19 protein-coding genes and 1 pseudogene are annotated in these 25,323 nt (G+C 34.6%); 9 read left to right on the plus strand and 11 right to left on the minus strand.

Annotated features, from left to right (window positions below; genetic code table 11):
* Positions 1-99 precede the first annotated feature (99 nt).
* Entirely contained in the window at positions 100-1,374 is a 1,275-nt protein-coding gene (locus tag VKY47_RS04515; RefSeq protein ID WP_324310718.1) for a UDP-N-acetylmuramoyl-tripeptide--D-alanyl-D-alanine ligase, read from the minus strand.
* 65 nt (positions 1,375-1,439) lie between these two features.
* Entirely contained in the window at positions 1,440-3,134 is a 1,695-nt protein-coding gene (gene gldJ, locus VKY47_RS04520; RefSeq protein ID WP_324310720.1) for a gliding motility lipoprotein GldJ, read from the minus strand.
* 264 nt (positions 3,135-3,398) lie between these two features.
* On the opposite strand from gldJ, the gene porU reads away from it, so the two are divergent.
* From porU to VKY47_RS04555, 7 genes are all read left to right on the plus strand, one after another.
* A complete protein-coding gene (gene porU / locus VKY47_RS04525; RefSeq protein ID WP_324310721.1) occupies positions 3,399-7,271 on the plus strand; it encodes a type IX secretion system sortase PorU in 3,873 nt (1,290 codons plus the stop codon).
* 33 nt (positions 7,272-7,304) lie between these two features.
* Positions 7,305-8,552: a type IX secretion system outer membrane channel protein PorV gene (gene porV, locus VKY47_RS04530; protein WP_324310722.1), complete on the plus strand. Its 1,248-nt coding sequence runs from the start codon at positions 7,305-7,307 to the stop codon at positions 8,550-8,552.
* A gap of 93 nt (positions 8,553-8,645) precedes the next feature.
* Positions 8,646-9,128 carry a cytidine deaminase gene (gene cdd / locus VKY47_RS04535; protein ID WP_324310723.1) on the plus strand — a complete coding sequence of 161 codons (483 nt, stop codon included), beginning with the start codon at positions 8,646-8,648 and terminating at the stop codon, positions 9,126-9,128.
* A 177-nt stretch (positions 9,129-9,305) separates the two neighbouring features.
* A complete protein-coding gene (gene pdhA / locus VKY47_RS04540; protein ID WP_324310724.1) occupies positions 9,306-10,304 on the plus strand; it encodes a pyruvate dehydrogenase (acetyl-transferring) E1 component subunit alpha in 999 nt (332 codons plus the stop codon).
* A gap of 3 nt (positions 10,305-10,307) precedes the next feature.
* Complete coding sequence (locus VKY47_RS04545; protein WP_324310725.1) at positions 10,308-11,954, plus strand: pyruvate dehydrogenase complex dihydrolipoamide acetyltransferase; 1,647 nt, start codon at positions 10,308-10,310, stop codon at positions 11,952-11,954.
* A gap of 95 nt (positions 11,955-12,049) precedes the next feature.
* Entirely contained in the window at positions 12,050-13,081 is a 1,032-nt protein-coding gene (locus VKY47_RS04550) for a M28 family metallopeptidase (RefSeq protein ID WP_324310727.1), read from the plus strand.
* A complete protein-coding gene (locus tag VKY47_RS04555; protein ID WP_324310729.1) occupies positions 13,071-13,757 on the plus strand; it encodes an SDR family oxidoreductase in 687 nt (228 codons plus the stop codon). Before VKY47_RS04550 ends, VKY47_RS04555 begins: the two co-directional genes overlap by 11 nt.
* Positions 13,758-13,793: 36 nt before the next feature.
* On the opposite strand, the gene VKY47_RS04560 is transcribed toward VKY47_RS04555, so the two are convergent.
* The gene (locus VKY47_RS04560) at positions 13,794-14,306 is read right to left on the minus strand and encodes a DUF3124 domain-containing protein (protein ID WP_324310730.1); all 513 of its coding nucleotides are present in this window, start codon (positions 14,304-14,306) and stop codon (positions 13,794-13,796) included.
* A 116-nt stretch (positions 14,307-14,422) separates the two neighbouring features.
* Here VKY47_RS04560 and ctlX point away from each other — a divergent pair, with 116 nt between their 5' ends.
* Entirely contained in the window at positions 14,423-15,355 is a 933-nt protein-coding gene (gene ctlX / locus VKY47_RS04565) for a citrulline utilization hydrolase CtlX (RefSeq protein WP_324310732.1), read from the plus strand.
* On the opposite strand, the gene VKY47_RS04570 is transcribed toward ctlX, so the two are convergent.
* Entirely contained in the window at positions 15,352-17,412 is a 2,061-nt protein-coding gene (locus VKY47_RS04570) for a tetratricopeptide repeat-containing sensor histidine kinase (protein ID WP_324310734.1), read from the minus strand. The two genes, ctlX and VKY47_RS04570, sit on opposite strands and share 4 nt — an antisense overlap.
* A gap of 439 nt (positions 17,413-17,851) precedes the next feature.
* Between VKY47_RS04570 and argS the strand changes: the two genes are divergently transcribed.
* Positions 17,852-19,636, plus strand: coding sequence for an arginine--tRNA ligase (gene argS / locus VKY47_RS04575; protein WP_324310735.1), 1,785 nt, complete (start codon positions 17,852-17,854; stop codon positions 19,634-19,636).
* An 89-nt stretch (positions 19,637-19,725) separates the two neighbouring features.
* On the opposite strand, the gene VKY47_RS04580 is transcribed toward argS, so the two are convergent.
* From VKY47_RS04580 to VKY47_RS04610, 7 genes and pseudogenes are all read right to left on the minus strand, one after another.
* Positions 19,726-20,388 carry a hypothetical protein gene (locus tag VKY47_RS04580; RefSeq protein WP_324310737.1) on the minus strand — a complete coding sequence of 221 codons (663 nt, stop codon included), beginning with the start codon at positions 20,386-20,388 and terminating at the stop codon, positions 19,726-19,728.
* 78 nt (positions 20,389-20,466) lie between these two features.
* Positions 20,467-20,922, minus strand: coding sequence for a tRNA (cytidine(34)-2'-O)-methyltransferase (locus VKY47_RS04585; protein ID WP_324310739.1), 456 nt, complete (start codon positions 20,920-20,922; stop codon positions 20,467-20,469).
* 95 nt (positions 20,923-21,017) lie between these two features.
* On the minus strand, positions 21,018-21,161 hold the full coding sequence (locus VKY47_RS04590) for a hypothetical protein (protein WP_324310740.1): 144 nt from the start codon (positions 21,159-21,161) through the stop codon (positions 21,018-21,020).
* Between the two features lie 132 nt (positions 21,162-21,293).
* Positions 21,294-22,328, minus strand: a complete 1,035-nt coding sequence (locus tag VKY47_RS04595; protein ID WP_324310741.1) for a DUF481 domain-containing protein — start codon at positions 22,326-22,328, stop codon at positions 21,294-21,296.
* 6 nt (positions 22,329-22,334) lie between these two features.
* Positions 22,335-24,050 (minus strand): amidohydrolase, encoded by a 1,716-nt coding sequence (locus tag VKY47_RS04600; RefSeq protein ID WP_324310742.1) that lies wholly within the window; start codon positions 24,048-24,050, stop codon positions 22,335-22,337.
* Between the two features lie 62 nt (positions 24,051-24,112).
* Positions 24,113-24,898, minus strand: a complete 786-nt coding sequence (gene trpA / locus VKY47_RS04605; RefSeq protein WP_324310743.1) for a tryptophan synthase subunit alpha — start codon at positions 24,896-24,898, stop codon at positions 24,113-24,115.
* Positions 24,899-24,900: 2 nt separating this feature from the next.
* Positions 24,901-25,323: pseudogene (locus tag VKY47_RS04610) on the minus strand (tryptophan synthase subunit beta); the annotation flags it as partial.

Genomic DNA, 25,323 nt, shown 5'->3' on the forward strand with positions numbered 1-25,323 from the left:
AAACGAACGAAAAAACGTCATGACAGAATAAATTTTTGTGAATTTAACAGAGGTTAAATATAATCAATAAAATGGGTAACCTTTTTAAGCTTAAGAATATTATAACAAATCTAAAACACGTTCCAATGCCATGCCACGAGAACCTTTAATGAACAAGGTGGCGTTTTTTAAAGTCTTGAGATTGAATTTCATTTTAAAATCATCGAACGATGTATAGGATTCGTTGTTTTCTGGAAGGGCATGATGGAAATTTTCACCCACAAAAATCACTTTCGAAAGGTTTAATGAATTTGCCAATTCGGCAATGGCCATATGTTCTGCTTTGGCCTCTTTTCCTAATTCGAACATATCGCCAAGAATGGCAATTTTGTTTGTAGCTTCTAATTTCCCGAAATTATTTAAGGCAACAGCCATGCTTGAAGGATTGGCATTGTAGGCATCCAAAATAATTTGCGTGTGTCCTTTTTCGATAATTTGCGATCGGTTATTTTTAGGCACGTAAGATTCAATAGCTTCTTTTATTTGTTTGTCATCCACTTTGAAATAAGCACCAATAGCAATAGCAACCGAAATGTTATTGAAATTATATTCTCCAATCAGTTGACTGTTAATTTGATGGTTGTTGTAGTTAATACTCACCTTAGGTTGGGCGCTTTTAAAATGAATCGTGAAATCCTCGGTCTTATTTTGACCAAAAGTAATTGTGGTAGCTCCTTGGCTTTTTTCTAATTGAATGGAATCGGAGGAATTAACAAAAATGGTTTTCTTGTGGTTTATTAAGTGTTGATAGAGTTCTGATTTTGCTTTAATTACACCTTCTACGCTTCCAAAACCTTCTAGATGTGCTTTTCCAAAATTGGTTATTAGCCCGTAATCTGGAAACGCCAAGTTGCATAAAAGCTCTATTTCTTTAGGATGATTGGCGCCCATTTCAACTATGCCAATTTCTGTATCCTTAGTCATTTTTAATAGTGTTAAAGGCACGCCAATATGGTTGTTAAGATTGCCAATAGTGGCAGAGGTTTTGTATTTTTTGGATAAGACGGCATGGATCAACTCTTTGGTTGTGGTTTTTCCATTGCTACCGGTTAAAGCAATAATGGGTAATTTTAAATATTTTCTATGAAAGGTTGCTAACGCCTGAAGTGTTTGTAGAACATTTTCTACCAGAATGCATTGATTGTTTACGACAAATTCTTCTTCATCTATAATACAGTACGAAGCGCCATTTTCCAAGGCTTGTTTGGTGAAGGCATTGCCATTGAAGTTGTCACCTTTAAGCGCGAAATACAAATCGTTTTTCGTTATTTTCCGCGTATCTGTTGACACAGATGGATGCTTTAAAAAAAGCGCATGTATGTGTTCTATATTCATAGAATAAAAGTATAAAAAAAGTCCTAACTTATGGTTAGGACTTTTTAAAAAGATATGAAAAATTCTTAGTTTTTTGTTTTGTTCTTGTTTTTGGATTTAGAACCAACTCTAGACATAGCACATCTAAAGCCAATATAATCTGTAGCCATAGTTTGTGGGAAATAACGTCTTTGTGCTGGATCTAACCAGTATTCTCTGTCTTTCCAAGAACCACCTTTGTACACACGAACTTCGTCGTTGATTAATGAGGTTCTTTTATCAGACTTGTCATACGATCTAATTAATGCACCTGTAGAATCATCTACTTCTACATTGTGTTTAGGCGAATTGTACATTTTGCCAGTTACAGAGTTTTCTTCACCTTCAGGGTTTTCTTCATCTCCGAAGCTCTCTCTATATTGACGGGACGATTGTTTATCACCATCTCTAAAGTTTCTGTTGTCCGATCTGTCAAAGTTTTGTCTTAAATAAGTTTCATCTTCATCTACAGCAACTTGAGCAATTTCTCCAGGTAAATCTCTTGCAACAATTTTCCCATTAGGTAAGGTGTCGAAAACAATTTCATCTGTAGTTACAATTTTTACGGTTCCGTCTTCATTTATAGCATTTTTAGTATAAACGTTTCCACGGTAATAGTTAAAATCGTTAAACTCGTCGTCAATTATTGGTCTGTAAACATCGGCCACCCATTCGGCTACGTTTCCAGCCATATCATATAGTCCAAAATCGTTTGGAGCATATTGTTTTACTTGGTTGGTAATATCGGCACCATCGTCAGACCATCCTGCAATTCCACCGTAATCACCTTTTCCTTGTTTAAAGTTAGCTAATTGATCTCCTCTAACTTTACGTTTTCCAGAACGTGTGTATTGTCCATCCCAAGGATATTTTTTTCTACCTCTAATAATATTATAGTCTCTTAATTCAGATAATCCTAAGGCAGCATATTCCCATTCAACTTCTGTTGGAAGTCTGTAGCTAGGTGAAATAATACCAGTTTCTCTACCTGCATATACATTTATAGGTTCTCCATCAGCAGAGGTTTGAACTCGTCTTCTTGTATTTGTAGGGTCGGTAAGTTCGGTGTTTCCACCATACACTTGTGAAGGTGCATTAATATAGGTATCTGTATTAAATGTTTGATCGGCATTTACTTCTGTTACTTTCGCGTCTCTTGCAATGTAACCAGCTTTTTCTAAATACCATTCGTTTACACGATCTGTTCTCCAGTTAGCAAATTCCACAGCTTGAATCCAACTTACTCCTACAACAGGGTATTCTCCATAACCTGGATGACGTAGATAGTTTTCAGTCATAACTTCGTTGTAACCTAAACGGTTTCTCCAAACTAAAGTATCTGGAAGCGCTCCATAATAAATGGCTCTGTAGTTTTCTTCGGTTGGTGGATACGTTCTTTTTAACCAATCTAAGTATTCCATATACATTTTGTTGGTAACTTCCGTTTCATCCATGTAAAAGGACTGTACGTGCTGCTGGTTAGGCGTGTTGTTCCAATCGTGCATGACATCGTCTTGAACGCGACCCATGGTAAAAGTACCACCTTCTACAAACACCAGCCCAGGAGCTGTTTCTTGTTCTTTAAATTGTGTGTTGTATTGAAACCCGCCATCCTTGGAGTTTATGTCCCAACCAGTAGCTCTAGAGCTATTGGAACTAGATGAGCGTTTGCAACCAACTGTTGTTATAGAAATTGCTAAGAGTAACAAAATCTTAAATGCCATAACTTTTTTCATATCCATACTTTTAAGTAAGCTTATAATATTTTTGGTGACGCAATATAAGAAATATCGGTTATAATACAAGTTAAATTATAAAAATTGATGATTATTTTATGTATTTCATCCTGTTTATTGGACCTTATAACGATGTTTTCTTGAGTGTAATCCCACTAATTTGTGTATAAATAACGTCATTATTTATAAATTATTATTGTAATTTTGAAAGGTTTTCTAAAATTGTCTGTTTTGTCATACTAACAAGCAATTAATCACGTTATCTAATCAATGAAAAAGAAATTTTTATTCCTATTTTTTTTTGCGACTCTCGTTCTCTATTCACAACAAAAGCAATTTAAAATTCTTTGGGAAGGAGAGAACGTCTTAGCAACCGAAAGTTACGCTATTAAGGTGCCTGCTTTTAACGAAGCTAATTATAATTATGATCCAACAGATGGATTGCAATTTATAGCTCAATGGCAAATTAATCAACCGGTTGATGAGAGCTCTGTACGTGTAAGTCACGTTAGTTATAGTAGCATGACAAGCAAGGAGTTGCTAGATTTGGATATTGAAAGCTTGCCTAGCGAATTAACTTATCAGCTTAAAACATCAGTGGCTAGGGATAACATGCATGCGTTTTTTATATTGTCTCCTATAATTAAAGAAGCCAATGGGAGTATTAAGAAAGTTACTTCATTTTCTGTTACTTATTCCAATGGAAGGCTTCCTTCAAATAGAAATCAACGAGTTATTAGCAATTCTGTATTAAGCAGTGGGCAATGGTATAAGTTCCAAGTAGAACGAACGGGCGTATTTAAAATTACAAAAGATTTCCTGACTAGAATGGGGGTTAATGTAAATAATGTTGATCCGCGAACCATTAAACTTTATGGAAATGGCGGTAGAATGATTCCTTATGCCAATTCTGAACCTTATCCTATAGATGTTGCAGAAAACGCCATTCGTGTGATAGGAGAAAGTGATGGTGTTTTTCACGATAGCGATTATATCTTGTTTTATGCACAAGGACCCTTTGGTTTTGATGAAGCTAGCAATACCCATATTAACAATTATACTGAAAAAACCTTTTATTATATAAACATTAGTCCTGGAAATGGAAAACGAATTCAACCGTTTATGCAACCTTCTGGACCTGTGGATTTGATGATTGACACGTTTCAAGATTACAAATTTCATGAAAAAGACGACTACAATTTAGTAACTGTTGGAAGACGTTGGTTTGGAGATAAATTCGATTTGGAAGATACCAAATCCTTCGACTTTAGTTTTCCAGACCTAGTAACTTCAGTACCTGTTAACTTGAAGGTTTATCTTGGTGGCACATCTGTAACACCAACTTCCATGATAGTAAAAGTGAATGGCAATAATATTACAACCATGCCAATTCCAGCAACTACCGACACTAATTTGGCTACCGAGTCTATTTATAATGGTGCCATTAATGTAGGTTCATCTAATTTATCGGTGTCCTTAATATATAACAAAGGAGGAAACCCATCTGCTTTGGCTTATATCGATTATATTTCTTTAGAAGCAACCAGAGCTTTAAACTTTTCAGGAAATCAATTTACCTTTAAAAATAAAGCAGTCACCCAAATGGCTGGAATTGGACAATACAATGTTACCAATACCTCTCAGGTTAGGGAGATATGGAATGTTACGGACATATATAATGTTACTACTTATGCCAATACAAATAATAGCTCTAGCTTAAGTTTTACTTCCAGTTTAGGAAGCTTAAAATCGTATGTCATTGTAACTCCTTTAGATTACTATGAACCTTCGCAGAGTTCTAATTCGTCGGTTTACAATCAAAATTTAAAAGGAACTATTTTAAAAAACAATCAAGGACAAAATGATGATATTGATTATTTAATAGTTACCCCTAACAATCTCTATGGTCAAGCCGAAAGATTGGCACAAATAAACAGAGTAAACAACAACTTAAAAGTGAAAGTTGTTGGTTTAAATGAGATTTATGCCGAATTTAGTACAGGAAACCAGGATATTGGTGCCATAAGGAATTTTGTGAAATACATTTATGATAATGCCAGCGCTCCTGATAAACGTATTAAATACCTTTGTTTGTTTGGAGATGGCTCTTACGATTATAAAGACCGAATTCCAAATAACACCAATTTAGTGCCGTCTTGGCACGCCTACAATAGTTTTAATCTGACTAACTCGTTTATTTCAGACGATTATTTTGGAATGATGGATGACAACGAAGGCGATATGGCTATATCGGATAAATTGGATATTGCCGTTGGTAGAATCTTGGCCGAAAATTATCAAAGTGCTTCAGAACTCGTAGATAAAATAGAAAGATATTATATAGATGCTTCCTTTGGAAGTTGGAGAAATAATTTTGTAGTTATTTCTGATGATGTGGATATAGCTTGGGAACAATCTCTTCAAGCAACTACAGACTTTATTGGCGATGAGGTAGCAGCCGAAAAACCTTTTATTAATGTGACCAAAATCCATACCGATGCTTACAAGCAGGAATCCTCTGCTGGAGGAAACAGATATCCTACCGTAAATGTGGCCATTAAAAATGCCATAGAAACAGGAGCTTTGGTAATTAATTATTTTGGCCATGGAGGAGAAGATGGCTTGGCTCACGAGCGTATTTTTGAAAAACCAGATGCTCAAAGCTTGAACAATGTATGTAAACTAAACTGTTTTGTAACGGTTACTTGCGAGTTCACCAAATTCGACAATCCGCAACGTCCTACAGCAGGAGAATATACCTATTGGAATAAAGATGGAGGTGCTATTTCTTTAATAACTACCACCAGACAGGTTTTTGTAAATGTTGGAATTACCTTTAATAAGGTTTTAGAACAATATTTATTTTCTTTTGGCAATAACACGCCTTATGATGGTCATGAATACCCAACCATGGCCGAAGCCTTGAGGTTAACAAAAATAGATCCGGCCATTTCTGTTATCGGTCAAAGGAGATTGGTGTTTTTTATTGGCGACCCAGCTATGAAACTGGCCTTTCCGAAACCAAATATTGTATTGACAAAAGTAAACGATGTGCCTGTAAACGGAACTATAGATGTTTTACAAGCCTTAAGTCATGTGAAGTTATCAGGACAAGTTACAGATTTGACCGGAAATCTTATGTCCGATTATAATGGTGTACTTTCTACAACCATCTATGATAAAAACACGCAAAGAAAAACCTTAGGAAATGATGGAACTAAAGATGGTGGGCAATTAATTATCATGGATTTTGAAACCTTGGGACCTATTATTTTTAGAGGCCAGTCGTCTATCGCTAATGGACAATTCGATATCGAATTTGTCGTGCCAAAAGATATAGGGATTCCTGTAGATTATGGACGCGTAAGTTTTTATGCGAAAAGGAATGGCGTGCATGAAGATCAGGCAGGAGCGAGTGTCAATCAAGTTCAAATAGGTGGCTTAAATTCCAATGCGCCAGAAGACAATATAGGTCCAGTTATTGCCGCATTCATGAACGACGAAAGCTTCGTGTCTGGTGGTATTACCAATAGATCTCCAAATTTACTGATAAAACTAGAAGACGAAAATGGTATCAATACAGCCAGTGGTATTGGTCATGATATTGTTGGAATTTTAGATGGTGACGAGGCCAATCCGTACATCTTAAACGATTACTATCAAACAGAATTGGACAATTATAAAAAAGGAATTGTAAATTACCCCTTAAGAGATTTAGAGCCAGGATTGCACACCATGTCTGTAAAAGCTTGGGATGTTTATAATAATTCCTCTACCACAGAAATCCAATTTGTGGTATTTGACGAAAATCAGCAATTGGTTATCGAAAATGTTTTAAATTATCCAAATCCCTTTGTTAATTACACCGAATTTTGGTTTAATCACAATAGTTCAGAATCTTTAGACGTTTTAGTACAAATATTTACTGTTTCTGGAAAGTTGGTTCGAACCCTAAATGGCCAAACAAACAATGGGGAGTGTTGTAACAACGGAACTACTTCATTATCAAGAGATATGATCTGGGATGGGCGTGATGATTTTGGAGATAGAATAGGTAAAGGTGTGTACATTTACAAGCTTACCGTGCGTTCTGCTGCCCTAAATAAAACGGTAGAGAAGGTAGAGAAACTTGTTATACTATAATAAAAATATATATTTGCTAAATAAAAATAATTTATGAAGAAATCAATTTTAATATTGTCGGCATTTGTTTTTGCTGTTCAAATACAAGCTCAAAATATTGTTGAAGAAATTACCCCAAACCCATACGATTCAAGAGTTATTACTACTGGAGTTCCTTTCTTGCTAATTGCTGCCGATGCACGTGCGGGAGCTATGGGAGATATGGGAGTAGCAACTTCTGCCGATGCTTTTTCTCAACAATGGAATGCTTCTAAATATGTGTTTTCTGAAACCAAACAGGGTGTTGGAGTTAGTTACACCCCTTATTTAAGCAAATTGGTTAACGATATTTTCTTAGGAAGTGTTACGTATTTCAATCGTTTAAACGAAAGAAGTGCTTTTGCCGCCAGTTTTAGATATTTTTCTTTAGGTGAGATTGAATTTGTTGAAGATGAAAACCAGACCCCTTTAATCCAAAGCCCTAACGAGTTCACTTTCGATGTGTCTTATGGTTTAAGATTAAGCGATCAATTTGGGATGGCAGTTGCCATGCGTTATTTAAATTCCAATTTAAAAATTCCTGATGGAAATAACGATACCTCTGCAGCTAGTACCTTTGGGGTAGATGTTTCAGGGTTTTACCAAAGTGAAGAGGAAGCTTATAATAGCTTTAATGGAAAATATAGATTTGGATTTGCTATTCAAAACATTGGGCCTAAATTTAAATACGATGAAGGAGGCCAAGAGAATTTCCAACCTACAACCTTGCGTTTAGGAGCAGGATTTGATTTTATTTTGGACGACTTTAATAAAATAACCTTATCTACAGAGTTTACAAAACTACTCGTGCCAACACCTCCAATTACAGGAACAAAATTAGTTTATGAAGACGTTAATAATGATGGGGTTTATAATCCAGCCGATGGAGATATTGAAATAAGTAAAGAAACAAATTATATTATTGAAGGAAAAGATCCAGATGTTGGTTTTATGAAAGGGATGTTCCAATCCTTCTCTGATGCGCCAGGAGGTTTTAGCGAAGAAATGCAAGAATGGACCTGGGCCTTAGGAGCAGAATATTACTACCAAGATTCTTTTGCTTTTAGAGCAGGATATTTTCATGAAAGTCCAGAAAAAGGTGCCAGACAATTTTTTGCTATTGGAGCCGGATTTAAATACAATGTTATTGGTATCGACTTGTCTTATTTGTTCTCTGCATCAAAAGTGCCAAGTCCTTTAGAAAACACCTTGCGTTTCTCTTTAACCTTTAATATAGATAGAGAAGCTTATACAGAATATTAAGATATAAAGTAAAAATAAACAAAAAACTATTGCCAAACGCAATAGTTTTTTTGTCTGAAATAGTATCGTTACCTTTAAGTATATGTCAAACAGATGAAAGAAATAATAATTGAAGCTAAATTAACCGTTTATGATAATCTAGACGCGTTATCGGAAGATATCATAGCACTTATGGATCAAGCAGCCATTGCTAGGAAAAACTCATATTCCCCGTACTCTAAATTTAGTGTTGGAGCTGCCATCCTTTTGGATAATAATGAGATCGTTTTAGGTTCCAACCAAGAAAACGCATCCTATCCTTCAGGTTTGTGTGCAGAACGCACGGCTATTTATTATGCTGGTTCGCAATATCCAGATGCTAAAATATTAAAAATGGCTATTATTGCTGGATCTAGGATTCATCAAACCATTACACCAATTCCTCCTTGCGGTGCCTGTAGGCAGGCTATTGCAGAATACGAAGTCAAGCAAAATGCCGATATTGAAATCTACTTTATGGGAGAATCCGGAAAAGTTGTAAAATCGCATTCCCTAGCTAATTTATTGCCTTTAGGTTTTGATAAGTCTGTGTTATAAGGAACACTTTTAAGAATTTAATAGACTTCCCTTAAAGTTTTACGATTTACAGTTTTTTCATTAGTGACTAAAGTGTTACTTTTGTTATCTGTTTCTCTCTGTTATTTAAAAAAGAGAAATTGTTCTTAAACCCTAGAGAGGTTTATATTGAAAACTATTTTTTTAATATGTAAATAAATGCAAAAAATAACCAAAGAAGTTTACCTAAAATGGTATGAGGATATGTTGTTCTGGAGAAAGTTTGAAGACAAACTTGCTGCCGTTTATATTCAACAAAAAGTAAGAGGATTTCTTCACTTATATAATGGTCAAGAAGCTGTTTTAGCAGGTGCTTTACATGCCATGGATTTGACTAAAGACAAAATGATTACGGCTTACCGAAATCACGTGCAACCTATTGGAATGGGTGTGGACCCTAGACGTGTTATGGCAGAAATGTATGGAAAAGCAACAGGAACATCGCAAGGTCTTGGAGGTTCTATGCATATTTTTTCTAAAGAACACCGTTTTTATGGAGGTCATGGAATTGTTGGAGGACAAATCCCGTTAGGAGCAGGAATTGCTTTTGGAGATAAATACCACAATGTAGATGCCGTAACCATATGTTGTTTTGGCGATGGAGCAGCCAGACAAGGGTCGCTTCACGAAACATTTAATATGGCCATGCTTTGGAAACTTCCTGTCGTTTTTGTTTGCGAAAATAATGGATATGCCATGGGAACATCGGTAGAACGTACCGCTAACCATACAGATATTTGGAAACTAGGTTTAGGTTACGAAATGCCTTGTGGCCCTGTAGATGGTATGAATCCTGTAAAAGTTGCTGAAGCTTTCGACGAAGCTATTAAGAGAGCTAGACGTGGAGATGGACCAACCTTCTTGGAGTTAAAGACGTATAGATATAGAGGTCACTCGATGAGTGATGCCCAAAGTTATAGAACCAAGGACGAGGTCAAGGAATACCAGAAAATCGACCCTATTACGCAAGTAAAGGAGATTCTTCTTGAAAATAAATACGCTACGGAAGCCGATATCAAGAAAATGGATAAACGTGTGAAAGATTTAGTAAATGAATGTGAAAAATTTGCTGAAGACTCTCCATATCCAGAATTAAACGTCATGTACGATGCTGTTTACGACCAACAAGATTATCCATTTATAGAACACAAAATATAAGCTATGGCAGAAATTATAAACATGCCTCGTTTAAGCGATACTATGGAAGAAGGTACCGTGGCTACTTGGCTGAAAAAAGTTGGAGATAAAATAGAAGAAGGCGATATCTTGGCTGAAATTGAAACAGATAAAGCAACCATGGAGTTTGAGTCTTTTCATGAAGGGACTTTGCTTTACATAGGCGTGCAAGAAGGTGAAACAACCAAGGTTGATGAGTTATTGGCTATTCTAGGAGAAGAAGGCGAAGATATTTCGGAATTAATTCCAAGTTCAAATTCCAAAAAAACAAAAGAGCAACCTGAAGCAAAAACAACTTCAGACGAAACAGATAAACCTCAAGAGGAATCTCCGTCAGATTCTAAAGAAGACCCAAAATCCGAAACAGAATTACCAGAAGGCGTTATTGTAGTAACCATGCCACGATTAAGTGATACCATGGAAGAAGGAACGGTTGCCACTTGGCTTAAGAAAATTGGCGATAACGTAGAAGAAGGCGATATTCTGGCTGAAATTGAAACGGATAAAGCGACTATGGAATTTGAAAGTTTCCAAGCTGGAACTTTATTGTATATTGGTTTAAATGAAGGAGAATCGGCTAAAGTTGATGCTCTTTTAGCGATAATTGGCCCAGAAGGAACAGATGTTTCAGAAATAGCTAAAAACTTTAAAACAGAAGGTGATTCAGTTAAAAGCGAAACGCCTAAAAAAGAAGAAGCTAAAAAAGAAAAAGAAGCACCAGCTAAAACAGAAAAGAAACAAGAAGTTTCAAGTTCATCTTCGATTTCAACGTCAGATTCCGGTAGAATATTCATTTCTCCATTAGCCAAAAGAATGGCCGATGATAAAGGAATTAATATTTCGCAAGTACAAGGTTCTGGAGAAAACGGAAGAATTATAAAACGGGATATTGAAAACTTCACACCTTCAACAACGGCTTCAGTAGGTAAGTTTGTACCAACAGGGCAAGAAGATTTTGAAGAGGTAAAACATTCGCAAATGCGTAAGATTATTGCTAAACGTTTAGCAGAATCTAAGTTTACAGCACCACATTATTATTTAAATGTGGAGTTCGATATGGAAAATGCCATGGCGTTCCGTGCACAATACAATTCTATTCCAGATACAAAAATTTCATACAACGATATAATTGTTAAAGCCTGTGCCTTAGCTTTAAAGAAGCACCCACAAGTAAACTCGCAATGGTTTGACGATAAAACGCAAATAAACAATCATGTACATATTGGAGTGGCAGTTGCAGTTCCAGATGGTTTGGTGGTTCCAGTGGTAAAGTTTGCCAACGAACAAAGTTTAACCCAAATTGGATCGTCAGTAAGGGATTTTGCGGAAAAAGCCAGAAATAAAAAACTAACTCCTCAAGAAATGGAAGGAAGTACGTTTACTATTTCTAATTTAGGCATGTTTGGTATAGAAAGTTTTACTTCTATTATCAATCAGCCGAACTCGGCAATTCTTTCAGTTGGAGCTATTGTTGAAAAACCAGTAGTTAAAAATGGACAAATAGTTGTTGGCAACACCATGAAATTAACTATGGCTTGCGACCATAGAACGGTTGATGGTGCTACAGGTTCGGAATTTCTTATCACTTTAAAAGGCTATATAGAAAATCCGGTGACCATGCTGGTGCAATAAATTATAGAATACACATCATCTTACAATAATATCAACCTGTTTCATTTTAAATGAAACAGGTTTTTTTATCTTTAGACAAAATGTAATAAATACATATGAAACACCTTTTATCGCTTCTTGGTTTTGTTTTTCTTTTAATCGCTTGTAAATCGACAACGGTTGTTATGAATAATGACGACCCAAGTCAGAATATTATTCCAAGTCCTTCAAAAAACGATGTTATTATGACGTCGGCTTCAAATTCCAATAACACAAAAACAATCACAAGTTTTGAGCTTCGAGAAACTGTGGAATTTTTGGCTTCAGATGAATTAAAAGGAAGAAATACAGGAAGTGAAGGCATTGAGCAAGCTGCTTTGTTTATAGAGAATAACTTTAAATTCTCTAATTTAAAACCTTACTTTGAAACCTATAGAGACAGCTTTAAAGTAGGAGAAAAACACGCTTACAACCTGGTAGGATTCCTTGAAGGACAAGATAAAAAACTTAAAGATGAAGTTATAATCATTGGTGCACATTACGACCATATTGGTTATGGAAAAGTAGTTGAAAACGATTCAATTGCCAATGGTGCTAATGACAATGCAGCGGGAACAAGTGCCGTTTTAGCTCTTGCCAAATATTTCACCGAAACTAAAACCAATGGAAGAAGTTTGATGTTTGTACTTTTTTCTGCTGAAGAAATGGGCTTATTAGGGTCTAAACATTTAGCTGCAAAATTAAAAACTGAAGACATAGATTTATATACCATGTTGAATTTTGAAATGATTGGTGTTCCGTTTACAGATCGAGATTATATAGCTTTTGTAACTGGCTACGAATTGTCCAATATGGGAGAGAAAATCAACGAATATGCTGGAACTAAATTGGTAGGCTTATCGAAAATAGCTCAACAATACCAATTGTTCAGAGCTTCGGATAATTATCCTTTTTATGAAGCTTTTAACCTGCCAAGTCAAACTATTTCGTCTTGCGATTTATCAAATTATGATTACTATCATCACGTGTATGACGAGGCCGATCAATTAGATTATAATCACATGGCCAGTCTAGTCAACCAGATGATTCCAGTTATTGAAAAAATAAGTCAGACAGAAACAAAAGAAATCAAATTACATGAAGAGTAAACATATCATCATTACAGGAACAAGTAGAGGAATTGGATTCGAATTGGTTAAGTATTTTGCCAATAAAGGCTATAAAGTATTGGCTTTATCCAGAAATAGTGCTCCCATAGAAGCCCTTAAATTAAAAAATGTGACCGCTTTTTCCTTTGATTTATCTAAGCCGTCCAACTTTAATAAAATATCGACTTTTGTTAAAACCCATTGGAATCATGTAGATGTTTTAATCAATAATGCCGGAGCTTTATTGAACAAACCCTTTATAGAAACTACATTTGAAGAATTTGAATGGGTTTATAAAACCAATGTTTTTGGAGTTTCAGAAATGATACGCACCGTTCTTCCGTTTATGGGTAAAAGTGGTCATGTAGTTAGTATTAGTTCTATGGGTGGCGTTCAAGGGAGCGTAAAGTTCCCTGGATTGTCGGCTTATAGTTCCAGTAAGGGAGCAGTGGTATCTTTAACCGAATTGTTGGCAGAAGAATACAAGGAAACCGGACCTAGTTTTAATGTATTGGCTCTTGGGGCTGTACAAACTGAAATGTTGGAAGAAGCTTTTCCAGGATATCAAGCACCTATTTCAGCTTTTGGAATGGCACAGTATATAGGTAACTTTGCTTTAGAAGGGCATCAGTTTTATAATGGAAAATTGTTGCAGGTGGCCAATTCTACGCCTTAAATATATGATTGACTGGCAGGCAATATTCAAAATAAATTAAAGTTTTATTCCTTGGGTTAAAAATGAAATCCCCTGCTGCCCAGATGTGGAAATCATTACGGCTTCAAAATTGGGTTCAGGATCGTTTTCACTTTTAAGCGCCCATTCAAATACAAAGTTGGCACCAGAACCTCCATGTTTATCCTTTTCATCAATAATAATCTCTAGGGTTTCTAAGGGTTTTAGAGCAATAGGATCTTTAAAATATGTTCGTAATAATTCTCCCGAGGTATTGTAATAATTGGCATTTAGTAAATAGACATCTTGCGTGGGGCTTATATTTCTTAAACTTACGGTAACTGTTAAGTTAATGGTTCGATGTTCGGTAATACTATATATTTCAGAATAAACAGATAAATAACTTTGCCCTAAAACCAGGCTATCAGTTTTTGCCAAACTAACCTTGCGCTGCTCCCAATTTACAGGACTGATTTTTCTTGGTATCTGACTATCTGTACAGGAAAAGAAAATTATTTGCGAACATACTAATATAACTAAAAAGCGTTTCATAAATTCTTGTAGTTAACGAAAATAAAAATGTAAATAGTAAAGTAACAATTTTTATTGCTTTAAACAATTTCTTTTCGTTTTAAAAAAGTAATTTTGCAGTTGAAAAATTTAAAAACATGCAACAGACTACAAATACTATTTTAATGATTCGTCCTATAAATTTTAGGATGAATGAACAAACTGCTGTGAACAACTATTTTCAAGAAGAGTTAGATTTGAAAAATGCAGTTATTAATAAAAAAGCTCAAGAAGAGTTTGATGGATTTGTAGATAAGTTAAGACATATTGGGGTTCAGGTAATTGTTATTGACGATACCGAGGAATTTGATACACCAGATTCCATATATCCAAATAACTGGATTTCTTTTCATCAAAATGGCGACGTAGCTTTATATCCTATGTTTGCCGAAAACAGACGTTTGGAGCGAAGAGAAGATGTCTTGGAAAAACTAGAAACATTAGGTTATAACATTAATCAAATTGTAGATTATACGTCTGCCGAAGAAGAGCACATATTTCTTGAAGGAACAGGAAGCTTAATTTTGGACAGAGTAAACAGAAAAGCTTATTGTGCTTTATCTGCAAGAGCTGACGAAGAATTGATGATTGAATTTTGTGAGGATTTTGAATACACGCCAATTATTTTCACAGCTTACCAAACCGTAGAAAATGAACGTAAGGTTATTTACCACACCAACGTGATGATGACTTTAGCCGACACCTTTGCCATAATTTGTTTAGATGCCATTGATGATAAAAAGGAACGTAAAAATGTTGTAAAACATTTAAAAGAAGATGGAAAAGAGGTGATAGCTATTACCGAAAAACAAGTGGCAAATTTTGCAGGAAACATGTTGCAAGTTAAAGGTGAAAACGATAAGCGTTACTTAATTATGAGCCAAGCTGCATACGATTGCTTAACTCCAGCTCAAATTAAAACCATAGAAAGACATTGCGAAATTTTATCAAGTTCTTTAGAAACCATTGAAACTTGTGGAGGAGGAAGTGCTCGTTGTATGATGGCCGAAGTGTTTTTACCTAAAGCCTAAAGTACCGGATTCGATTTTGGTAATTCCACAAAAAAAGTGGTGCCAACATTGACATCGCTTTCCACCCAAATTCTTCCGTGGTTTAGTTCCACTAAGTCTTTACAGATGGTTAAACCCAAACCTGTACCTTTTTCGTTTTTGGTACCAATGGTTGTAAACGAAGAGTTTTTAAATAGTTTTTGTTGGTTTTCTTTTGAAATTCCAACTCCAGTATCAGAAATCGTAATAATAGATTTTCCATTGCTTACTTGATTTGCAATAGTAATCGTGTCTCCTTTTTTACTGAATTTCACAGCATTTGTTAGTAGGTTTTGAATAATTATTTCTACCATGCTTTTATCGGCATAAACAAAATCGCGTAAGCTTTTATCTCTTAAAACAATCCCCTTTTTCTCGAGAGTTTGTTCTAACAAATTAATTTTATCTATAAAGACTTCTTGTAAATCGAATAGGGTAGGATTCGATTCCAAAGATTGCATTTGCGATTTGGACCAATTCAATAAATTAAACAAAAGTAAAGAGGCGTTATTGGCATTTTCGCTTAACTCTGGAATTAAGGATTTAAATTCCTCTTGTGTTAATGAGCCGTCTTTTAGCAAATCTATAAAACCTTTAATAGAAGTTAGAGAGTCTTTTAAATCGTGTGAAACAATTGAAAAAAGTCTGTCTTTAACTTTATTGATATCCTCTAAATGTTTTGTTTGCTCTAAAATAGCTTCATTTTGAATTTCTATACGTTTATTTTTTTCTTCGAGTTCTCGAGTGTATTCTAATCGGCTATTCCGTTTTAGGTAAATTAAAATTAAAAACGTAGAGAGTATTACAATAGCACCTAATAAGCCATAAAAAATAAGTCTTAATCGATCAAATTCTTTTTGTGTTTCTGCCGTTTCTTGCTCGATTTTAGTTTCTCTTTTATTAGCGATTGAAGAGCTCAATCCAAAGTTGTCTATTACAACAGTTGTTTCTGGCTCAATATGAGGTTTGGTCTCTTCTTTGGCCAGCTCATTTTGGAGTTGGTAGTATTCTCTTTGCCAATTAAAGGCACGATCATATTTTCTGTTTGTTGAGTCTAGGGACTTTAACAAGCCATAATTTTTTAGTTGCTCCCTTTTGTCGCTAACACCACTTGCAATTTCCTTAGCTTCAAATAATTGGATTTCGGCATATTTTAAACGATTCCTTTGTAAGTTTAATTCGCCAAGATTGTTTAAAGAAACCAAAACTCCGTGTGGGTTGCCTAATTTTCTATTTAATTTTAAACCTGTAATTAAATGATCTGAAGCTTTGTCGTATTCATTAAATTGTAAATATTCTCCGCCTAATCTGGGAAGAATTTCCCCTCTTAAAGAATCGTTATTAGAAGAAATTTGCTTTAAGGCTTTTTCGTAATAATTTATGGATTTTCTGTGTTCTTTTTGTTGCGAGTATAATTCGGCTAATATTTTTAATACTTCAACAGAGCCTTCCTTATTGTTTATTTGTTTTTCAACATCTAAAACTTTTACATAATATTCTGTAGCTTTCGATATGTTATTTGTTTTAAAGTAAGCCTGGGCCAAACAATTATAAGCAGCTCGTAATTCTTGTTTTAAATCTCTTTTTTCAAATTCTTTTAAAGCTAAAAGCGAATATTGTAGACCTACATTGTAATTTCCTCGCTTAATTTCGTTTAGGGCAATACTATTGTTAACTTTTGCAATATGTAACGTATCCTTCAGCTGGATAAATAATTCTTTAGCTTTTAAATAGTTGTCTCTGGAGTTAATATAATCGTCTTTAAAACCGTATATCATGGCTTTGTAATAAGTAATTTCTGCAATGCCATTTTGATAATTGAGGTTTTGGGAGAGTCTTTCTGTTTGCGAAATGTATTTTAAGGCCTTATCGTATTCTTGGTTGTTGTAAAGTTCCTTAATAAGTAATAAGGAGGTTTCTATTTTAGTGGTATCGGATTTTTGAAAAGCTAACTGAATGGTAAGACTATCCTGCTCTCTGGTTTGCGAAAAACCAATGAAACAAAGTAGGCAAGCAAATAAAGAAAATAATTTCTTCATAAAATGGCTTTACAACAGAAGACAGGGGCCTTTTAACTTACTGACACAAAGTGTCATAGCTTTTGTTTAGGTTGTAACTGTTAGATAGTTTGAGTATTCCCATAGTTTGGGACAATTAATAGCTTTACCTAACAAAAATTGTGAAAAGAGATGTAATAAGCTAATTTTCGGGTTTTAATACCAATAAATTAGTTGAAAGGGTACTTAAAAATTTGATGTAAAATAGGCTTATCGATGAAAGGTAAATAAGTAGGGAAAAATACACTTTTGCCGACGAAATGCACGTTTTGAATATCGCTGTAAATCATCTGTTTGCGTTTTAAAATAGAATGAAAATGGAACTATTCATTCCGGTTAAATATAATTGACATATAACTCGGTATATAAACTTTAAGGCTATGATAAAAGTTTTATCTTTGCATCCTTAAAAACATAGACCATGAATCTTCAAGACATCTTAGCCAAACAGGTTGTTCAAGCTGTTGAAACCAATTTTAATAAGGAACTAACAACTGTCGAATTTCAAGCTACTAGAAAGGAGTTTGCAGGAGACATAACTATAGTTATTTTTCCAATGTTACGTGTTGTTAAAGGAAATCCTGTACAAATTGGTGAAACTATTGGTGCATACTTAGTAGAGCATGTGGAAGAAGTAGTGGGGTTTAACGTGATAAAGGGATTTTTAAATATTGAAATAAGCGATAGCTACTTTATTGAGTTTTTCAATAGCATTCGAGCAAATTCTCAATATGGTTTTAACCAGCCAAAACCCGGAGAAAATGCGGTTATGGTAGAATATTCTTCGCCAAATACAAATAAACCTTTACATCTTGGACATATTAGAAATAATTTACTGGGCTATAGTGTTGCCGAAATTTTAAAAGCTTCAGGAAAAAAAGTATATAAAACGCAGGTTATTAACGATCGAGGTATTCATATCTGTAAAAGTATGATTGCTTGGCAACGTTTTGGAAATAACGAAACTCCTGAATCGACTGGATTAAAAGGCGATAAGTTAGTAGGAAACTATTATGTGAGGTTTGACCAAGAATACAAAAAGGAAATTCAAAACTTAATTTCAGAAGGTCAAACAGAAGAGGAAGCAAAAAAGAATGCTCCAATTTTAAAAGATGCACAAGACATGCTTTTAGATTGGGAAGCTGGCAATAAAGAAACAGTGGCACTTTGGGAAAAAATGAATGCATGGGTTTATAAAGGGTTTGATGTAACCTATAAAAATCTAGGTGTTGATTTTGATACCTTATATTTTGAAAGTGACACTTATTTATTAGGAAAAGAGTTTGTAAACGAAGGTTTGAAAACAGGTGTTTTCTTTAAAAAAGAAGATGGTTCCGTTTGGTGCGATTTAACAGATGATGGTCTGGACGAAAAACTCGTATTGCGTAGCGATGGCACAGCTGTTTATATGACACAGGATATTGGAACGGCCATTCAGCGTATTAAAGACTTCCCAGATGTTGGAGGAATGGTTTACACAGTTGGAAACGAGCAGGACTATCATTTTCAGGTCTTGTTTTTAATTTTGAAGAAATTAGGATTTGAATGGGCTAAGAATCTGTTTCATTTAAGTTATGGCATGGTTGACTTACCTTCGGGAAAAATGAAAAGTCGTGAAGGAACTGTTGTAGATGCCGACGATTTAATTGAAGAAATGGCTTCTACTGCTGGTGAAATTTCGGAAGAATTAGGGAAACTTGATGGTTATAATGAAGAAGAGAAACAAGAGCTGTATAAAATCATAGGCTTAGGAGCTTTAAAATATTACATTTTAAAAGTAGATCCTAAAAAGCGTATTTTATTCGATCCTAAAGAATCTATCGATTTTCAAGGAAATACAGGCCCTTTTATTCAATATACCTATGCTAGAATCCAATCTATTTTAAGAAAAGCAGATATAGATGCCACCGCTGAGCTACAGGTTAAAGACGTGACGTTGCATGAAAAAGAAAGAGAACTGATTAAACAAATTCAACTTTTTGAAGAAGTTGTTCAAAATGCTGCAGAGAACCATAGTCCTGCTTTAATAGCTAATTACACCTACGAATTGGTAAAAGAATTCAATTCCTTTTATCAAAATGTTTCTATACTTGGTGCAGACACAGATCCCGAAAAACTATTAAGAGTCCAATTGTCTACGGTTGTAGCTGGAATTATTAAAAACGCTTTTGGATTATTGGGTATTCAAGTGCCTGAACGTATGTAGAAATAAAAACACCTATTTAATTTTAAATTAAATAGGTGTTTTTATTATTTGCTTTAACTCATATTGTATTTTTATAAGATAGAGTTAATTTAATCTTCGTTTTCATCTTCAAACGCAATAATGGTGACATCAAATTCGGCTTCCGAGAAATCATCCTTATTCATCCAATACTCCGATGTTGTTAATATAAACGCGTTCTCACCTGTAGGAGTTAAATCCCAAATAATACTTTCGGCTTCGTCAAAAGCTTCTTTTCCTGCCAGCTGATTCGAGAACAAACGTTTTATAATATTGCTGTTGGCTAGGGTGGCACTAAATGCTTTTAATACATTTTCCTTGGTAACCTCACTATTTGGCGTGATTTCAAATTCAATTAATGTAGCCTTCGCATTTGGAAACGTTCCGTTGTATGCTTTATGAAGTAATTGGTTGATGTTATATAATTCATGATGAAGGGTAATGTCTGCATATTCCTCAGAGATTTTGTCAAGCAACATTTCATGGGAGATTTGTTCCATTTGATTTTCGTTTAAATGGTCGGCCAATCTATATTCCAGAATAATTTCTGCAGCTTCTTCTGGATCAAAATCTGAAATGGCCATATAGAGTAATTCAAGCAATTCTTCCGGCTTAGAGTCTTGTGCATCATCAAATCCAAATTTCTCCAGTAATTTAATATAATCCGTATTTGACCAAGCGTCTTTTAATGCTTCAACAGATTTTACACTATTAATAATAACGTGATATTTCATAAGTTTAAAATTTATTTTTAGGATTTAGCAGAACTATTAAAACAATAATCCTGTATTATAACATTAAGGTCACCCAGCCTATTTTTGAATGGCCTTTAGTCCTTCATAAGTAACAATACCTACTGCGTTAGCAAGGTTTAAACTCCTAACATGTTCGCTATATAATGGTATTTTAAATAGTTTTTCTAAGTTGTTTTCAAGAATTGATTTTGGTAAACCAACCGATTCTTTTCCAAAAACCAAAAACATGTTGTCCTCAAAAGAAATGTCCCAATGGGTTTTTGTGCCATGACTGGATAAAAACACCATGTTTGCATTTTTATTTATTTGGAAGAATTCGTCGATGTTTTCGTAATAATGGACTTTTAAATGCTGCCAATAGTCTAAACCAGCACGTTTTAAACGCGTATCGTCTATTTGAAAGCCAAAGGGTTTTACCAAATGTAAATTGGAACCCGAAGCTAGAGCCAAACGTCCAATATTACCCGTATTATTTGGGATTTCAGGTTCTATTAGAACTATGTTTAATGCCATACACTTTATTTTTTAAATCAGAATTTTCGAGGATGCTAAAAAGTAGAAACCCATTCTGTATAGAATAGGTTTGGTTAAAAGTTTGAAAATAAAATTTATTTTTTATTCTGTTGCTTTTTTATAGTTTCTTTATCAATATCGAATTGGTTTATTTCTTTTTTTATTTTTCCAATGGGATTTGTTGGATTTGTCTGTTCTTTAGTTGCTTCAAATTTCATTTTATCTTTTATAATTCCCATTGTTTTAGTTTCTTATGATTCATTCATAATATAAAAAATATGAATTTAAAATGTATTAATACTATCTTAAAATAAGAAGTTTAAATGTTAAAGATTGCTTTTTTATAGAGTTCTGGGCTATTAGTCTTCAAATTAATTAAACTCCCATCCAAAAGAAGATTGAAACACATGATCTGAGTTTGAGGTTCCTTCTACCGGCTTGCTATCGTAATTATAGGATAGCCCTAATTTTATAAAGAAATCCAAAGGCAAATCGTATTTAAAATTTAGATTATAATCCAAACGATAACGACCACTCTCGGTTAAACTTGGGTAAAAAGTGGCATCCGTATTTAAACTTAAATCGTTAAAGTCGAAAATATTTAATGCTAAAGTTCCGTAAGCTTCTAAAGAGTTTCTATTGGTGTTTAATTCATCTGTATATTTTTCATTATTGAAAGCCAATCCAAAACCACCACCAAAATACAATCTATTGGTATGAACCATATATTTCCCTATACCGCCTTTTATTGTGGAACGCAGTTTTAATTTCTGTTCATCGTTCGATAAGAAATCGGCTGACATGGAATAGAACCAGTCATTTTTCATAAAATAATTTATCATCACATTACCATCTGTTCTGTGGGTCTCGGTAACGTTGTTTTGATTGCTTCTTACCGAATTATAACTTCCAGATAACAACCATTTGTAAGCTGTATAACTCAAATCGCTACTCACGGAAAATTGTTGGAGATTATTGCTTTTTGTAAAATTATAACCTAAAGAAACAGAAGTGGATAAGCGCGATAGAAAATTGCCTTTTACTGGTTTTATATAAACAATGTTTTTTAAGTCTGTGGTAAATTCCTCCGTATCGTTTAAAGTAACTTTTCCAAATTCCTCGGATTTTGTGTACAGGGAGCTATTAAATCTAGTTCCATCAGACAAAGTAAGTGAGTAATTTTGGTTGCTTCTCACGCTAATTATGTCTAACCAAGTGATTTTAAAATCGGAATCGCTATAACTCGTTTTTACAATTACAACACCTTTGTCCATAGATTTTATTTCTCCAATAATCTTGTCTTTATTTTTTAAAATAAGCGTGTCATTTTGAGACCATGTTAGGCTGCTAATAAATAGGAAAATGAATAAGGTTAATTGGGTTTGCTTAGTAAAACTTAAGACCATAAAAATTTAATTGGAAATGTATACTGTTTCTCCTTCTTTAATAGTTTCTAGAACAACAATATCTTTAATTTCTGAAGGAGTTACTTTTATAGGATTCTTGTCAAGTAGTACTAAATCTGCAAGTTTTCCTGCTTTTAAAGATCCTTTTTCATTTTCTTCAAAATGTTGATAAGCAGACCAAATGGTAATGGCTTTTAAAGCCTCATAAGGTGTTAATCTTTCATTCTCTCCTATTATGACTCCAGATCTAGAAGTTCTTTCAACAGCGGTCCAAATAACGCGCATAAGATTTGGTAGCGCAACAGGAGCATCGGTATGGATGGTTAATCGTAATCCCTTATCTAAAGCTGTTCTAGTTGGGCTTATTTTATTGCCCAAACTGTCTCCAATAATTTCTTTGTGCCAATCTCCCCAATAAAAGGTATGCAAGGGATAAAGTGAGGCTATAACGTTCATCTCTTTGTAGGAGTCTAATTGGTCTTCGCGAACATATTGCCCATGAATTAAAACATGGCGTCTATCTGTGTTGTCATATTTTTCAGTAAGAGGTTTCATGGTACGAATCATTTGATCCATAGCAGCATCTCCATTGGCATGGGTTAGAATTTGCCAATTGTTTTTAAAGGCTTTTTCATAAATAGCAGTTAATACGCTGTCTTCTGGGATGGCCGGATACCCTAAATAATCTTTTTTTGCTCCGTGTGGAGGAATAAGATACGGTTGCGTTCTCCAAGCAGTTCTTCCTTGCGGTGAGCCGTCTAGCGTTACTTTCATGCCACCAATTCTATAATGATTGTTGTAAGTTTTACTATTCCATTTGGAACCCATAAATTCATCCACATACATATAATCTATATAGCTTACCACATCTATTTTAAACTTATTTGCATTGGCTTTAGAAACAAGGTCTTCGTGATTTATCATGGTTCGCCCATCTTGAGCTGTTGTATAACCGTAGGATAGAGCCATATCTTGTCCAGCATCAAAAAACTTATCGGCAGCTTCTTTAGTTGTGGGCATTAATGCTTTCATCATATAAGGAATTGCTGCTAACTCTTCCAAAACGCCATTGGGTTCGTTGTTTTTTTCACGTCTTATTAAGCCTCCTTCAGGATCTTTAGTTGTTGATGTGATATTAAGCATGTCTAAACCTTTTGAATTAACAACCGCAAAATGTCCTGAAATATGAACAATCATAATTGGGAATTCTGTAGAGACTTGGTCTAAATCGTGTTTGGTAGGAAATCGTTTTTCAGTTAGAACCGAATCGTCAAACCCCATTCCGAAAATCCAACCTGTAAGGTTTCTGTTTTCTGGCGTATTCCAAGCCTTTAAAGTATTTATAAGTGTAGGAATATCCTTTGCTTCTGCATCTGGAGGAGGTAGAATTTGAGCTCCGATTGCTTGTGTTGAAAACATAGAAAAGTGGGCATGTCCATCTATAAGTCCAGGTATAAGGGTTTTGCCTTTTAAATCTGTCATTATGTGTCCTGCTCCAGCAATTTCCATGGCTTGCTTAGAATCTCCAACGAATTCAATTTTCCCATCGCGAACTACTAAAGCTTCCGCATATTCTGGACTTTCGCCTTCCATGGTTAAAATATCTCCACCATAATAAACAGTAGCTTGACTTAGGTTAGTGGTGTTTTCATCATTGTTTTTTTCTTTACAGGAAGCACAAAAAATAAGAACCAACAATAGAAGTGATGTGATGTTTTTCATTTATGTTTTATTTTATTGGTTAATTTGAGTTTTTAAAGATATTAAAAATGTGATTGTTTTAGCTACTCTTTTATTCGGTTTATAAAGCTAATAAGGTTTTTTGTGCCAAATTCTGTCAGGTGTTTAATAAATGCACTTCCAATAATAGCGCCTTTTGTAATTTGGGTTGCTTGTTTAAAAGTGTTATGATCAGAAATCCCAAAACCAACTAGTTGAGGGTTTTTAAGATTCATTTTTGCAATACGTTTAAAGTATTGAGTTTGTGCTTCTCCAAAACCTGATTGACTTCCAGTAACGCTAGCGCTACTAACCATATAAATAAATCCATTGGAAATGGAATCGATATATCTTATGCGTTTTTCACTGGTTTGAGGTGTTATTAAAAATACATTAATAATATTGTATTTTTCAAAAATGGCTTGATACTCTTCATGATATACATCTACAGGTAAATCTGGAATTATAAGGCCGTCGATTCCAACTTCTTGGCATTTTTGGCAGAAAGCTTCCACGCCAAATTGAAGGATGGGATTAAAATAGCCCATAATAAGTAATGGGATTTCTACCGACTTTCTAATGTCTTTTAATTGATTGAAAAGTATTTTGGTTGTCATGCCATTTTTTATGGCTTGTGCAGAACTTGCTTGAATGGTTGGGCCATCGGCCAGTGGATCGCTAAAAGGCAGGCCGATTTCAATCATATCCACGCCACTTTTTTCAAGGTCTTCGATAATTGTTTTTGTATCGTTAAGACTTGGATATCCTGCTGTAAAATATATGGAAAGTAGTTTTTGAGTTGTACTTTTGGACAGCTTGTCTTCTTGTAATTTTTGATGGATTCTATTCACGATTACAGTTTAAAATAATTCATATAAGTTTCTAAATCCTTATCGCCACGTCCAGATAAACTTACAACTATAATGTCGTTGGGTTTAAAAGATTGTTTATAGAAAACAGCTAAAGCATGAGCGCTTTCTATAGCAGGAATAATGCCTTCTAGTTGACATAAATCTAAACCTGCAGTCATGGCTTCATCATCTGTTATGGAAATAAATTGCGCACGTCCAGTTTTATATAAATGAGCATGCATGGGGCCAACACCTGGATAGTCCAAACCTGCCGAAATGGAGTAGGGCTCGGTAATCTGTCCATCATTTGTTTGCATCAAAAGCGTTTTGCTACCATGGATAATACCCACTTTTCCTAGTGCCGAAGTAGCAGCACTTTCCCCAGAATGAATGCCTTTTCCTGCAGCCTCCACAGCAATAAGTTT

The organism is Xanthomarina sp. (assembly GCF_035306705.1).
In the GTDB taxonomy this organism is placed as follows: domain Bacteria; phylum Bacteroidota; class Bacteroidia; order Flavobacteriales; family Flavobacteriaceae; genus Xanthomarina.